At 60.7% G+C, this 13044-nt stretch carries 13 protein-coding genes and 1 tRNA gene; 8 read left to right on the forward strand and 6 right to left on the reverse strand.

Going from position 1 to position 13044, the window contains the following annotated elements:
* Positions 1–7 precede the first annotated feature (7 nt).
* The 6 genes from M727_RS0106140 (at position 8) to glpK (ending at position 6604) form a co-directional block, all read left to right on the forward strand.
* The gene (locus M727_RS0106140; protein WP_027151934.1) at positions 8–1078 is read left to right on the forward strand and encodes an ABC transporter ATP-binding protein; all 1071 of its coding nucleotides are present in this window, start codon (positions 8–10) and stop codon (positions 1076–1078) included.
* Positions 1079–1083: 5 nt separating this feature from the next.
* Entirely contained in the window at positions 1084–1950 is an 867-nt protein-coding gene (locus M727_RS0106145; RefSeq protein WP_027151935.1) for a sugar ABC transporter permease, read from the forward strand.
* 112 nt (positions 1951–2062) lie between these two features.
* On the forward strand, positions 2063–2881 hold the full coding sequence (locus M727_RS0106150; protein WP_027151936.1) for a carbohydrate ABC transporter permease: 819 nt from the start codon (positions 2063–2065) through the stop codon (positions 2879–2881).
* Positions 2882–2908: 27 nt separating this feature from the next.
* On the forward strand, positions 2909–3190 hold the full coding sequence (locus M727_RS0106155) for a DUF2160 domain-containing protein (RefSeq protein WP_027151937.1): 282 nt from the start codon (positions 2909–2911) through the stop codon (positions 3188–3190).
* Between the two features lie 72 nt (positions 3191–3262).
* A complete protein-coding gene (locus M727_RS0106160; RefSeq protein WP_027151938.1) occupies positions 3263–5005 on the forward strand; it encodes an ABC transporter substrate-binding protein in 1743 nt (580 codons plus the stop codon).
* An 84-nt stretch (positions 5006–5089) separates the two neighbouring features.
* A complete protein-coding gene (gene glpK, locus M727_RS0106165) occupies positions 5090–6604 on the forward strand; it encodes a glycerol kinase GlpK (protein ID WP_027151939.1) in 1515 nt (504 codons plus the stop codon).
* Positions 6605–6665: 61 nt separating this feature from the next.
* Here glpK and M727_RS0106170 read toward each other — a convergent pair whose 3' ends face one another.
* On the reverse strand, positions 6666–7232 hold the full coding sequence (locus tag M727_RS0106170) for a BA14K family protein (protein WP_027151940.1): 567 nt from the start codon (positions 7230–7232) through the stop codon (positions 6666–6668).
* A gap of 263 nt (positions 7233–7495) precedes the next feature.
* Here M727_RS0106170 and M727_RS0106175 point away from each other — a divergent pair.
* Positions 7496–7571: transfer RNA gene (locus tag M727_RS0106175), tRNA-Lys, on the forward strand.
* 98 nt (positions 7572–7669) lie between these two features.
* Complete coding sequence (locus tag M727_RS42940; RefSeq protein WP_245268485.1) at positions 7670–8620, forward strand: hypothetical protein; 951 nt, start codon at positions 7670–7672, stop codon at positions 8618–8620.
* Here the strand turns inward: M727_RS42940 and M727_RS0106195 are convergent.
* The 5 genes from M727_RS0106195 to M727_RS0106215 all read right to left on the reverse strand — a co-directional run bounded on the left by M727_RS0106195 (position 8508) and on the right by M727_RS0106215 (position 13017).
* The gene (locus M727_RS0106195) at positions 8508–9239 is read right to left on the reverse strand and encodes a peptidase (RefSeq protein WP_023801179.1); all 732 of its coding nucleotides are present in this window, start codon (positions 9237–9239) and stop codon (positions 8508–8510) included. The two genes, M727_RS42940 and M727_RS0106195, sit on opposite strands and share 113 nt — an antisense overlap.
* Positions 9240–9271: 32 nt before the next feature.
* Positions 9272–10066, reverse strand: coding sequence for a transglutaminase family protein (locus M727_RS0106200; protein ID WP_023801178.1), 795 nt, complete (start codon positions 10064–10066; stop codon positions 9272–9274).
* 117 nt (positions 10067–10183) lie between these two features.
* A complete protein-coding gene (locus M727_RS0106205; RefSeq protein ID WP_027151942.1) occupies positions 10184–11125 on the reverse strand; it encodes an alpha-E domain-containing protein in 942 nt (313 codons plus the stop codon).
* Positions 11126–11188: 63 nt separating this feature from the next.
* Complete coding sequence (locus tag M727_RS39720) at positions 11189–11548, reverse strand: four helix bundle protein (RefSeq protein ID WP_084646647.1); 360 nt, start codon at positions 11546–11548, stop codon at positions 11189–11191.
* 56 nt (positions 11549–11604) lie between these two features.
* The gene (locus M727_RS0106215; RefSeq protein ID WP_027151944.1) at positions 11605–13017 is read right to left on the reverse strand and encodes a circularly permuted type 2 ATP-grasp protein; all 1413 of its coding nucleotides are present in this window, start codon (positions 13015–13017) and stop codon (positions 11605–11607) included.
* Positions 13018–13044: the final 27 nt, after the last annotated feature.

Raw genomic sequence — 13044 nt, forward strand, 5'->3', positions numbered from 1 at the left:
AGGGCACATGGCGCGCATTGACTGCAATCACATCCGCCACGCCTACGGGCCGCATCCGAAGTCGGATAAGGACTATGCGCTGAAGGAGGTGCATCACGCCTTCGAGGACGGCGGCGCCTATGCGCTGCTGGGGCCGTCGGGCTGCGGCAAGACCACGCTGCTCAACATCATTTCCGGCTTGTTGTATCCGTCGCACGGCGAGCTTCTGTTCGACGGCAAGGACGTGACCAATCTGTCGACGCAGGAGCGCAACATAGCTCAGGTGTTCCAGTTCCCGGTCATCTACGACACCATGACCGTCTACGACAATCTGGCCTTCCCGTTGCGCAACCGCGGCGTTCCGGAGCCCGACGTCGATCGGAAGGTGCGCGAGACCCTGGAAATGACTGGGTTGGCCGATATGGCCAAGAGAAAGGCGAGGGGGCTGACCGCCGACCAGAAGCAGAAGATCTCGCTCGGACGCGGGCTGGTGCGCTCTGACGTGAACGCAATCCTGTTCGATGAGCCGCTGACCGTCATCGACCCGCATATGAAGTGGGTGCTGCGCTCGCAGTTGAAGCAGCTGCACAGGCGCTTCGGCTTCACCATGGTCTATGTCACGCACGACCAGACCGAGGCACTCACCTTCGCCGAAAACGTCGTCGTCATGTATGAGGGCGAGATCGTTCAGATCGGCTCCCCAGCCGAACTGTTCGAACGTCCCAAGCATACATTCGTCGGCTATTTCATCGGTTCGCCGGGCATGAACGTCATGCCGGTCGCGGTCGAAGGCAGGAGCGCGCGGCTCGGCAGCCAGACGATCGAATTGCCGGGCGCGCCCAGGGCCGGGATCACCGGTGCGATCGAACTCGGCATCCGCCCCGAATATATCAGGCTTGGCGCCAGCGGCATGCCGGTTTCAATCCGCAAGGTCGAGGATATCGGCCGCCACAAGGTGGTGCGCGCCAGTTTCGAAGGCCGCGACATCGCGGCGATCATCGGCGAGGACGAGGACATTCCCGCCGATCCGAAGATCGCTTTCGACCCGGCCGGCATCAATATCTATGCCGATTCCTGGCGCGTCGAGATGGGAGGCTGAACTCCATGGATAAGACCTGGAACAACAAGGCGTGGTTCATGGTGCTGCCGGTGCTGGTGCTGGTGGCGTTCAACGCAATCATCCCGCTGATGACGGTGGTCAACTATTCAGTTCAGGAGACGTTCGGAAACAACCTGTTCTTCTTTGAAGGCGTTAAGTGGTTCCAGGAAGTGCTTAATTCGCCGCGCTTCCACGCATCGCTCCTGCGCCAGTTCGCCTTCACCGGGTTAATCCTGCTGATCGAGGTGCCGCTAGGCGTGGCGGTGGCGCTTGCCATGCCGCGTTCCGGCCCATGGGTCGCGGTCTGCCTGGTGTTGATGTCGCTGCCGTTGCTGATCCCATGGAACGTCGTCGGCGCCATGTGGAACATCTTTGCGCTGCCGGACATCGGGCTGCTCGGCTATGTTATCAACGCGATGGGCATCAGCTACAATTTTACCAGCCAGCCGCTGGCGGCGTGGTTCACCGTCGTCCTGATGGACGTATGGCATTGGACCTCGCTGGTGGTGCTGCTTGCCTATGCAGGCCTCGTCTCGATCCCCGACGCCTACTATCAGGCTGCAAAGATTGACGGTGCATCACGTTGGTCGGTGTTCCGCTTTATCCAGCTGCCCAAGATGAAGCGCGTGCTGACCATTGCCATGCTGCTGCGGTTCATGGATTCCTTCATGGTGTACACTGAACCGTTCGTACTGACAGGCGGGGGACCGGGCAATGCCACGACCTTCCTGTCGATCGATCTTGTCAAGGCAGCGCTCGGCGAATTCAACCTCGGAATCGCGGCGGCCATGAGCATCATCTACTTCCTGATGACGCTGCTGGTGTCGTGGCTCTTCTACACCCTGATGACCCAATCCGAAGCGGAGGGCTGAGATGACATCAGTGAAGGAAGGCCTTGGGGATAAAAGGGGCGACGTTTTGATGCGAGAGCAGACAACGCCGCCACCGGCGTCGAATGCGGCGGGTCTCCAGTCGGCGAGCGTAATGAGCGGACGCGGCCGGGAGGCGCGCTTCCTTTGGCTCGTGCCGACGGTCTACATCATCTTCCTGATGCTGCCGATCTACTGGCTGCTCAACATGTCGTTCAAGACGACGAACGAAATCCTCGGCGGCTTTTCATTGTGGCCCCGCAGTTTCACGGTGGCGAGCTATGTCGAGATCCTCAGCAACCCCGTTTGGTACAATGGCTACATCAGCTCCATCAGCTATGTATTTATCAACACTGCGATTTCGGTCAGCGTGGCGCTGCCCGCTGCCTATGCCTTCTCGCGCTACCGCTTCCTTGGGGACAAGCACCTGTTCTTCTGGCTGCTGACCAACCGCATGGCGCCGCCGGCGGTTTTCGCGCTGCCGTTTTACCAGCTCTACTCGGCCATCAATCTCTTCGACACGCCATGGGCCGTTGCGCTGGCGCACTGCCTGTTCAACATACCGCTCGCAGTGTGGATTCTCGAAGGCTTCATGTCCGGCGTGCCGAAGGAGATCGACGAGACGGCCTTCATAGACGGCTATTCCTGGCCGCGGTTCTTCGTGAAGATATTCATGCCGCTGATCGCTTCCGGCATCGGTGTCACGGCGTTCTTCTGCTTCATGTTCTCTTGGGTCGAGCTTTTGCTCGCCAAGACGCTGACGTCTGTCGCCGCGAAGCCGATCGCCGCCGTGATGACCCGGACGGCGAGCACATCGGGCTACGAACTCGGATTGCTGGCGGCCGCCGGCGTGCTCACCATCGTGCCGGGCGCGATCGTCATCTGGTTCGTCCGGAACTATATCGCCAAGGGGTTTGCGCTCGGCCGCGTCTAGCGGCGGCGCAGGGAAGGAGTAAAGACGATGGATCTGTCATGGATGGCCTGGACTTGGCAGACCGCCACCTTCTTCGGCGTGATCCTGCTTCTTCTGGTCGGGATGACCGTGTGGGAGTGGGCCAGTCCTGGCGGAGCGCCGCGCCATGGCATTCTCGGCCTCGACACGACGCGTGGCGACCGACTGTTCATTTCGCTGCTAGGCAGCGCCTACATCCATCTCGCTTGGCTGGGTCTTGTCGGACCCAACTTGTGGTGGGCACTCGCCCTCTCGATCGTCTACGCCATCGGCGTTTTTCGATTCGTCTAGGGGGAGAAACTGTTGGAGCGGCCGCGCAACGACCGCTCCGATCGCACTTGAAACCGAAATGGGAGGAACCTCATGCGACGTCACCTACTAACATCGACAACGGCACTAGTCCTGCTGCTCGGGGCCAGTCAGGCCTACGCAGGCATGGACGAAGCCAAGACATTCCTTGACACGGAAATCAATGGCCTTTCGACCCTCGATCGCTCGGCTCAGGAAGCCGAAATGCAATGGTTTGTCGATGCCGCGAAACCCTTCGCCGGCATGGAGGTCAACGTGCTGTCGGAAGGTATCCCGACACACACCTATGAATCGACCGTGCTCACCAAGGCGTTCGAGGCGATCACCGGCATCAAGGTCAACCACCAGATCCTCGGCGAGGGCGAAGTCGTCCAGGCGGTGCAGACACAGATGCAGACCAACCGCAACCTTTATGACGCTTATGTCAACGACAGCGACCTGATAGGCACTCATTCGCGGCTGCAGCTTGCCGTGAATCTCACCGATTTCATGGCCGGCGAAGGCAAGGATGTCACCCTTCCGACGCTCGATCTCGAAGACTTCATTGGCATCAAGTTCACGACCGGCCCGGACGGCAAGCTCTACCAGCTCCCGGACCAGCAGTTCGCCAACCTCTACTGGTTCCGCAAGGACTGGTTCGACAAGCCGGAACTCAAGGAAAAGTTCAAGGCCAAGTATGGCTACGATCTCGGCGTCCCGGTGAACTGGTCCGCCTACGAGGATATCGCCGAATTCTTCTCCAAGGACGTGAAGGAAATCGACGGCGTGCAGGTCTTCGGACACATGGACTACGGCAAGCGCGCACCCGATCTCGGTTGGCGCATGACTGACGCGTGGCTGTCCATGGCCGGCACTGGCAGCCCCGGCGAGCCGAATGGCATCCCGATCGACGAATGGGGCATTCGCATGGAGGCGGGCACCTGCAATCCGGTCGGCGCGAGCGTTTCGCGCGGTGGCGAGGCGAATGGTCCGGCGTCGGTCTATGCCATCGCAAAGTGGGATGAGTGGCTGCGCAACTTTGCGCCTCCCGGAGCAGCGAGCTACGATTTCTACCAGTCGCTGCCCGCGCTGAGCCAAGGCAACGTGGCCCAGCAGATCTTCTGGTACACGGCTTTCCTCGCCGACATGGTGAAGCCCAAGTCGGAAGGCAACAACACGGTCGATGATGAGGGCAATTTGTTGTGGCGCATGGCCCCGTCGCCGCACGGCCCGTACTGGAAGGAAGGGCAGAAGATCGGCTATCAGGACGTGGGCTCTTGGACGATCCTGAAATCGACCCCGGCCGATCGTGCCAAGGCCGCCTGGCTTTATGCGCAGTTCGTCGTGTCTAAGACCGTGTCTTTGAAGAAGTCCCATGTCGGGCTCACTCTGATCCGCGATTCCGACATTCGGCATCAGTCGTTTACCGACCGTGCGCCCAAACTCGGCGGCTGGGTGGAGTTCTACCGCTCTCCAGACCGGGTCGCCTGGTCGCCGACCGGCATCAACGTGCCCGACTACCCGAAGCTCGCCCAGATCTGGTGGCAGCAGATCGGCGACGTGAACTCCGGGGCGTTCACGCCGCAGCAGGCGATGGACCGCCTCGCTGAGGAAATGGACATCACGATGGCCCGCATGCAGGCCGCCGACGAGTCCGCTAAGGTCTATGGCGGCTGTGGTCCGCGACTCAACGAGCCGAAAGATCCGACCGAATGGTTGGGCAAGCCGAACGGTCCTAAGGCCAAACTCGAGAACGAGAAGCCGAAAGGCGAGACCATCGTCTATGAGGAACTGATCAAGCGCTGGACCACCCAGTAGGCTTGCCGAACCGCCAAAGCGGAAAGAGACCACAGGGAGGCGGCGCGAGCCGTCTCCCTTCGTTGTAACTGAGGGGTAGACAGCATGACCGGATACATCTTGTCGATCGACCAGGGCACCACGTCCAGCCGCGCCATCGTGTTCGATGGATCCATGAAACTCGTGGGCAGCGGACAAAAGGAGTTTGCCCAGCACTATCCGGCCTCCGGCTGGGTCGAGCACGATCCAGAGGAAATCTGGGACACGGTCATTTCGACCTGCAAGGCAGCCTTGGCTGCTGCCGGGCGAAAGGCCGCCGATATCGCAGCCATCGGCATCACCAACCAGCGCGAGACCGTCGTCATCTGGGACAGGGCGACCGGCAGGCCGATCCACAACGCGATCGTCTGGCAGGACCGCCGTACCGCGCCGCTGTGCCAGAAATTGAAGAAGCAGGGGCTGGAGAAGAAGTTCACCAGGAAGACCGGCCTGCTGCTTGATCCCTATTTCTCCGGCACCAAGATCGCCTGGATGCTGGACAAGGTGAAGGGCGCCAGAAAACGTGCCGAGAACGGCGAATTGCTGGCCGGCACCATCGACAGCTTTCTGATCTGGCGGCTGACCGGCGGCAAGGTTCACGCTACCGACGCCACCAACGCCTCGCGCACGCTGGTCTACAACATCGAAAAGAATGCCTGGGACGACGAGCTCCTGGCCATTCTCGGTATACCGGCAAGAATGCTGCCGCAGGTGAAGGATTGCGCCGACGACTATGGAATCACAGAGAAAAGCCTGTTCGGCGCAGAGATAAAGATCCTCGGTGTGGCCGGCGACCAGCACGCGGCGACCATCGGCCAGGCCTGTTTCGAGCCGGGCATGATGAAATCCACCTATGGCACCGGCTGCTTCGCGCTGCTCAACACCGGCAGTGATCTGGTGCGCTCCAAGAACCGTCTGTTGACGACCATTGCCTACAGGCTGAACGGCAAGACCACCTATGCGCTGGAAGGGTCGATCTTCATCGCCGGTGCTGCCGTGCAATGGCTGCGCGACGGCATCAAGGTGATCGGCAAGGCCGAGCAGAGCGGCGTGCTGGCGGCGAGCGCCGACCCGACCCAGGAAGTCTATCTGGTGCCGGCTTTCGTCGGGCTTGGCGCGCCGCACTGGGACGCCGAGGCGCGCGGCGCCATCTTCGGGCTGACCCGCAATTCGGGCCCGGCGGAATTTGCCCGTGCCGCACTCGAATCCGTCGCCTTCCAGACGCGCGACCTGCTCGATGCGATGCGCAAGGACTGGAAGGGCGCGTCAGCGAAGACCGTTCTCAGGGTCGATGGCGGTATGGTGGCGTCGGACTGGACGATGCAGCGGCTGGCCGACATCCTCGATGCGCCGGTCGACCGTCCGACCATCCTGGAGACGACGGCGCTCGGCGCGGCATGGCTGGCCGGCTCGAAGGCGGGCGTCTGGCCGAAGACAAGGGAATTCGCCAGGAGCTGGGCGCTGGAGCGACGTTTTCGACCGGACATGGATGCATCGGTCCGTTCCGCAAAGCTGGCGGGTTGGCGCCATGCTGTGCGCCGGACACTGAGCCCGCTGTTGATTCGCGCACCGAAAAGATAAAGCCTGCGCCGTTGCCGGCGCAGGCTCTTCAACAAGCTTTATTCAACTCTGCCCTGGCTTATCAATAGGGCGAGATGCACTGCCGGCGGGGGCCGTAGTAAGGCTTAAACGTGTTGTCGTAGGCCCGGTAAGATCTGTAGCGGCTGTAGCACCACTCCACGTGGGCATCGCCGCGATAGATGCGGCGGCTCTGGTTGTTGATGATCGCGCCGGTGATCAGCGCGCCAGTGGCGAAGGCCGCCAGCGGGAACCAGAAGTCGTTGTAGCGACGATAGCCAGGACGATAGTAGCGATAGCCGCGATAGCCGCGATAATACCTGAAATCGTCGTTACGGGCGAAACGACGAAAATCGCGGCGGTCAAAATCGCGACGAGAAAAATCGCGGCGGAAATCGCGGCGAGAAAAATCGCGACGGAAATCGCGACGGAACTCACGGCGGAAATCGCGACGGGAGAAATCGCGGTCGAAACCACGCCTCCATCGTCTGTGTTCGACAGTCTGGACATCCGACGAGACATTCTGGCCTAGCGGCACATAGATGGGCTGGGCGTTGACGGGCACGATTTGTGCTACAGCGAATGACGCTGACAGCGCAGTCGCCAGCAAGCCCGACATGATCCTGTTCATGGTCTTCTCCTTGAACACGTCGTCCCTTGTAGCGATAAAAACGGGGATGTTGCGCAATTGTTCCGCGAAAAATAGCAAGCTGCTGATTTGTAATAGGTCTCGGCATTTGTGCGAGACAGCCACTCCGATCTTGTCGAGACGGTTTGCGAGGCGTCAGCAGACCGCGAAAAGTCCGGCTCGCGAGGCCTCTTTTTCCGGTTGACCGTTCGTGACACTCTCCCTATGTTCCGCGCAATTTCGAGGGCGGCATCCTGAGCCCGCGGGAGCGCGTAGCTCAGCCGGTAGAGCAACTGACTTTTAATCAGTAGGTCCAGGGTTCGAATCCCTGCGCGCTCACCATTTTTTACCTGAAAATCAACATCCGCCTGCTCCACGCCCGCCCAGAAATGCCGGTATTCCGGACAGATCATCGCCGATCCGGCCCAGGCGGCATCGACATGCAGATAGAGGCCGTGCCGTTTCGCCACCGCGGCGACGCCGGCGATATCATCGGTGCCGCCGGTGCTGGTGCCGCCGACGCAGGCGATGATGCCGGCCGGCAGCATGCCCGCCTGCCGGTCGGCGACGACAGCCGCTTCCAGAGCTGCGACATCCATGGCGCGGAAGCGGCCGGCAACCGGAATGCGCACGAGATTGTCCTCACCGACGCCCGACACCCAGATCGCCCGGTCGATGGAGGTGTGGACCTGATCGGAAGAATAGACGCGCAATATCGACTGGCCCTGCAGGCCCTTCTTGTTGCCCTGCCAGTCGAGCGCGCGCTCGCGCATGGTCAGCACGGCGGCGAGCGTCGCCGACGATGCCGAATCCTGCATGACGCCGGAAAACCATTCCGGCAGGCCGAGCGCCTGACGCATCCAGTGGACGACGCGCGTCTCGAGTTCGGTCGCTGCCGGCGAAGTTTGCCAGAGCATGCATTGCGCGGCCATAACCGAGACCAGATATTCGGCCACCACCGAGACCGGTGCGGCATTGGCCGGGAAATAGGCGAAGAAGCGCGGATGCTGCCAATGCGTCATGCCGGGCAGGATTTTGCGCTCGAAGTCGGCGAAGATTGCCTGCATCGTTTCGCCATGTTCCGGCGGCGAGACGTCGATGCTTCTGGAGATTTCGCCCGGCTCGACGAGCGGCCGCACCGGCCTTTCGCGAAGTGTGCTCCTGTAGTCGGCACCCCATTCGGCCGCGCGCAGCGACCATTCCCGGAATTCGTTGCTATTCATCTTGCTCTCCGTCAAATCGAGCCCAGCGATCAAAGAGCACGAAAAACGGAGGCTTTCACTCGGGAAAGTCAGGCAGGCTCGCAAAAGCAGCCTTCAGTGCATTGGACCAGCCGTCCGAGATCGTCCGATAATATTGGTCGTCCTGGGCGATCCGCTTCTTCAGGCTGACCTTGAAGGCGTCCTTTTCGTAGAACAGCAGGTCGAGCGGCAGACCGACCGACAGGTTCGATTTCAGCGTCGAGTCGAACGACACCAGCAGCAGTTTCACCGTCTCGGCGAAACTCATCGCCTTCTCATAGGCGCGGATGATGATCGGCTTGCCGTATTTGGTCTCGCCGATCTGGAAGAACGGCGTGTCTTCGGTCGATTCGATGAAATTGCCTTCCGGATAGATCATGAACAGCCGCGGCGCGCTGCCCTTGATCTGGCCGCCGAGGATGAAGGAGGCATTGAAGTAGGAATCGGCCTTTTCGCCCGCCGGCGACGAACTGGCGATGACTTCCTTGACGGTGTCGCCGACCAGCCGCACCGTCTGGTACATCGACGGCGTTTCAAGCAGCGTGGCGTGGCGATCGGCCACCGCCTTGGTGCGCTCGTCGAGCAGGCTGACGACAGCTTGCGTTGTCGCCAGATTGCCGGCCGACATCAGCACGATGACGCGCTCGCCCGGCTGCTCCCAGACATGCATCTTCTTGAAGGTAGAGATCGAATCCATGCCGGCATTGGTGCGCGTGTCCGACATGAACACGAGCCCGCGATCGATCTTCAAGCCGACGCAATAGGTCATCGAATCCCTTTGGCAGCAAATCTTGCCGGGGATTACTGCTCCACGGTGACGGTCACCGCAAGCTGTTCTTCCGCTTGTCCCAGTCGAATTCCTGATACGGGCGTGGCATCGCGGTAATCACGGCCGGTTGCCACCTTCACATAGCGTTCGTCGGGCGAAATGCCGTTGGCGACGTCGAACGCGACCCAGCCAAGGCCCGCAACATGCGCTTCGGCCCAGGCATGGCTCGCCGCCTGCTCGACCGCCGCATCCATCATCAAATAGCCGCTGACGTAGCGGGCCGGAAACCCCATGGCCCGCGCGGCGGCGGCAAAGATGTGGCTGTGGTCCTGGCAGACGCCGGTCTTGAGCGCCAGCGCGTCCTCGGCCGGGGTCGCCGCGTTGGTGGTGCCCATCGTATAGGCGACGCGCTCGCCGATCACCGCCATCAGCCGGTGCAACCTTTCGATATCGGCCCCCTCGCCGACCGAGGCCGCGAGTTCGCGAATACCGCCGCCGATCGTGGTCAATGGCGTTTCCTGGCCAAACAACCACAGCGGCGCGAAACCCTGATGTGGCCCGCTGACGCCTGATGTGTCGCGTGTCACCACCTCGCCCGATGCCTCGACGGTGATGAAATCGCGCTCGCCTTCGACGCTCAAAAGCCGCGTGTCGTTGCCGAAATGGTCGGTGAAGCGCACCTCTTCGCGCGCCCCTTCGATCTTCAGCGCCCAGGACAACACGGTCTGTGTCGGTCCGCTGACTGGAAGCAGCCGCAGCCGCTGCAACAGATAGTGCACCGGCGCATCGTAGCGGTATTCGGTCCGGTGAGTGATCTTCAGCCGCATTGCTCTCGTCCCCTGAGCATCATCTTTTCCGGAAACCGGCTTCCACCTTCCGGGATCACGCTCGTCCCCCGAGCATGATCTTTTCCGGAAACCGGCTTCCACTTTCCGGGATCATGCTCAATAAAACCTGTAGTCCTGCGCGATCTCGTCGCCGAGCCTGATGTTGTCGCGGATGAAATTGGCCAGGAATTCATGCAGGCCGGCGTCGAATATGTCCTTGATCGAGCCGGCGGCCAGCATGGCCTGGGTCTTGCCGGCTGTCACATGACAGGCATGGCGCTCACCATAATCGTCGCCCAGGAATCTGAGATGCTCCGTCAGGAAACGGTAGCAGAAGGTCAGCGAGCGCGGCATGCGAACGTTGAGAATCAGATAGTCGGCGATGTTGCTCGGCTTGTAGTCGGTCTCGTAGACCCAGCGATAGGAGCGATGCGCCGACACCGAACGCAGGATCGATTCCCACTGGTAGTTGTCGAGCGTGGAGCCGACCCACGAGATCGACGGCAACAGCACGTAGTATTTCACGTCCAGGATGCGAGCCGTATTGTCGGCGCGTTCGACATAGGTGCCGAGCTGCGAGAAATCGAAGATCTCGTTGCGCAGCATGGTGCCGTAGAACGAGCCGCGGATCAGTGCCGTTTCGCGCTTGATCGCGTCGAGCACGCTGGGCAGGTCGCGTTCGTCGATCGGCTTGGCCAGCATGCGCTTCAGCGACATCCAGGCTTCGTTGATGCTTTCCCAGGTTTCGCGCGTCAATGCAGTGCGCACCATGCGGGCATTGTTACGGGCCGTTTCGATCGACGTCATCGTGCTCGACGGGTTGGATGTGTCGCGCAGCAGGAAATCGGCAACGTTGGCGGCGGTATAGTCGGAATATTTCTGCGTGAAGGCAGCGTCCGAACCGGCACTGAGCAGCACCGAATTCCACTCTTCGGAGGCGTTCTGGGTGCGGGTCAGCGCCATCCGCAGCCCGGCATCCACCAGCCGCGCCATGTTTTCCGCCCGCTCGATGTAGCGGTTCATCCAGTAGAGCCCGTTGGCGGTGCGGCCGAGAAGCATATCAATCTGCCTCGATGTCGAGCGAATAGCGAATAGCGAATAGCGAATAGGGGAAATAACACTTCATGACTTTTGTTGCAGACTCCTGATCCTCGAACGCAACATTTTTCCGATCTCTTCGGTTTGGTTAAGCAACCGACCACCCTCTTTCTCAACCACCAAGCCCACTCTCCCGGACAATATCAGGTGCGTTTCCAATTCTTTAAGAGAACCTTGAGCAATGCGCAGAAATTGAATGAAGGCTCCCGTATTTTCTCGTCCGTGACCCTCCGCGATATTTGCTGCGATTGACGCCGCCGAGCGCCTTATCTGAGAGGTCATTCCGTATGCTTCCTTGCTCGGGAACCCTGTCGTCACAGAATAGCAATCTACCGCCAATTCGATGGCTGCCTTCCAAACAATCAGGTCCCTGTAAGAATTGATCGCCGTCGCACACCCCCTATTCGCTATTCGCTATTCCCTACTCGCTACTTCCCACTCTAATCATCCAGCACCCACGTATCCTTCGTCCCGCCGCCCTGGGACGAATTGACCACCAGCGAGCCTTCCTTCAGCGCCACACGCGTCAGCCCGCCCGGCACGATCTGGATGCGATCGGATACCAGCACGTAGGGCCTGAGATCGACATGGCGCGGCGCCAGTCCCTTGTCGGTCAGGATCGGACAGGTCGACAGCGCCAGCGTCGGCTGGGCGATGTAGTTCGACGGTCTTGCCGCGAGTTTCTTGGAAAAATCCTCGCATTCCTTCTTGGTCGCCGCCGGCCCGACCAGCATGCCGTAGCCGCCGGAGCCATGCACCTCCTTCACCACCAGCTCGTCTATATGTTCGAGCACGTATTTCAGGCTGCCCGGCTCCGAGCAGCGCCAGGTCGGGATGTTGCCGAGGATTGCTTTGCGGCCGGTGTAGAATTCGACGATCTCGGGCATGTAGGAATAGATCGCCTTGTCGTCGGCGATGCCGGTTCCCGGCGCATTGGCGATGGTGATGTTGCCGGCACGGTAGACATCCATGATGCCCGGCACACCCAGTGCCGAGTCCGGGCGGAAGGTCAGCGGATCGAGAAAAGAATCGTCCACCCTTCGATAAAGCACGTCGATCTGCTTGTAGCCTTCGGTCGTGCGCATCGCGACGTGGCCATCGACGACGCGCAGATCCTGCCCCTCGACAAGCTGTACGCCCATCTGGTCGGCAAGGAAGGCATGTTCGAAATAGGCGGAGTTGAAGCTGCCCGGCGTCAGCACGGCAATGGTCGGCGCGCCATTGGTGCCTTGCGGCCGCACTGCCGCCAGCGACTGGCGCAAGAGCTGCGGATAGTTTTCCACCGGCCGCACCTTGATCTGCTGGAACAGCTCGGGAAAGAGCTGCATCATCGTCTCGCGGTTCTCCAGCATGTAGGAGACGCCGGACGGCGTGCGCGCATTGTCCTCCAGCACGTAGAATTCGTTCTCGCTGATGCGAACGATATCGACGCCGATGATATGCGTGTAGACGCCGGCCGGCGGCCGCACTCCGATCATCTCCGGCAGGAATGCCTCGTTCTTGGCGATCAATTCCTTGGGGACGCGCCCGGCGCGCAAAATCTCCTGGCGGTGGTAGATATCGTCGAGAAAGGCGTTCAGCGCCTGGACACGCTGCTCGATGCCTTGCGTCAGCCGTCGCCATTCATTGCCGGAAATGATGCGCGGAACGATGTCGAAGGGGATAAGGCGCTCGGAGGCTTCCTGCTCGCCATAGACGGCAAAGGTGATGCCGGTCTTGCGAAAGACGCGTTCGGCGTCCTGCTTCTTTTCGGTAAGCCTGGCCGGATCCTGCTCCTTCAGCCAGCGATCGTAAGCCGAATACGGTTTTCTCAATCCGGAGATTTCCGGAAGCATTTCGTCGAACGCTGCCAATCGCTTACTCCCTATGAGGCCATTTCA

The sequence above is a fragment of the Mesorhizobium sp. WSM2561 genome, assembly GCF_000513915.1.
Taxonomy (GTDB): Bacteria; Pseudomonadota; Alphaproteobacteria; order Rhizobiales; family Rhizobiaceae; genus Mesorhizobium; species Mesorhizobium muleiense.

Bases quoted from the DNA above. Each gene is read 5' to 3' on its own strand.
- M727_RS0106140 (WP_027151934.1), top strand. From the start codon at position 8: ATGGCGCGCATTGACTGCAATCACATCCGCCACGCCTACGGGCCGCAT.
- M727_RS0106145 (WP_027151935.1), top strand. From the start codon at position 1,084: ATGGATAAGACCTGGAACAACAAGGCGTGGTTCATGGTGCTGCCGGTG.
- M727_RS0106150 (WP_027151936.1), top strand. From the start codon at position 2,063: ATGAGCGGACGCGGCCGGGAGGCGCGCTTCCTTTGGCTCGTGCCGACG.
- M727_RS0106155 (WP_027151937.1), top strand. From the start codon at position 2,909: ATGGATCTGTCATGGATGGCCTGGACTTGGCAGACCGCCACCTTCTTC.
- M727_RS0106160 (WP_027151938.1), top strand. From the start codon at position 3,263: ATGCGACGTCACCTACTAACATCGACAACGGCACTAGTCCTGCTGCTC.
- glpK (WP_027151939.1), top strand. From the start codon at position 5,090: ATGACCGGATACATCTTGTCGATCGACCAGGGCACCACGTCCAGCCGC.
- M727_RS0106170 (WP_027151940.1), bottom strand. From the start codon at position 7,232: ATGAACAGGATCATGTCGGGCTTGCTGGCGACTGCGCTGTCAGCGTCA.
- M727_RS42940 (WP_245268485.1), top strand. From the start codon at position 7,670: ATGCAGATAGAGGCCGTGCCGTTTCGCCACCGCGGCGACGCCGGCGAT.
- M727_RS0106195 (WP_023801179.1), bottom strand. From the start codon at position 9,239: ATGACCTATTGCGTCGGCTTGAAGATCGATCGCGGGCTCGTGTTCATG.
- M727_RS0106200 (WP_023801178.1), bottom strand. From the start codon at position 10,066: ATGCGGCTGAAGATCACTCACCGGACCGAATACCGCTACGATGCGCCG.
- M727_RS0106205 (WP_027151942.1), bottom strand. From the start codon at position 11,125: ATGCTTCTCGGCCGCACCGCCAACGGGCTCTACTGGATGAACCGCTAC.